At 62.7% G+C, this 437-nt stretch carries 1 pseudogene; it reads left to right on the top strand.

Annotated features, from left to right (window positions below):
• Positions 1–186 (top strand): annotated as a pseudogene (locus AB4Y92_RS25895) (NADPH-dependent FMN reductase); the annotation flags it as partial.
• Between the last annotated feature and the right edge of the window lie 251 nt (positions 187–437).

The following is a 437-nucleotide window of genomic DNA, read 5'->3' as shown; positions in this document are numbered from 1 at the left end:
GCGCAGCAGCATCTGCGCAATGTCCTCGCCTATCTCGACATGCCGACACTCGGACAGCCGGAAATCTTCATCCAGGCCAAGGATGGGTTGTTCACCGAGAGCGGCGAGATCGGTGAATCCAGCCGGGCTTTTCTGCAAGGCTGGATGGATGCCTATGTCGCCTGGGTGAAGAAGCACTCAGCTTAACGCGACCTCTCTGGGAAAGTTTAACGACGACATCCCGGCTCTGTGCCGCTGAAGCGGCCTGACCGGGATGAGCGCCGAGCCTACGCGGCATCGCAGGTCCCAAGGCGAAACCAGCGCAACGCGGCCTCCTGCGCGCCCCATTACGGGCCGGTGAGAAAGGGCTCCGCCTGCCGAAATGCAGCTGCGGCCTCCTTCATTGCGCGTCGGGCCTCGACATTCGCGAGCTCTCGCGCGGCCTCGTCGAACAATTC

It is taken from the genome of Lysobacter sp. TAB13 (assembly GCF_052113885.1).
Classification (GTDB): domain Bacteria; phylum Pseudomonadota; class Gammaproteobacteria; order Xanthomonadales; family Xanthomonadaceae; genus Lysobacter; species Lysobacter gummosus.
This window is presented reverse-complemented; position numbering and strand designations above follow the sequence as displayed.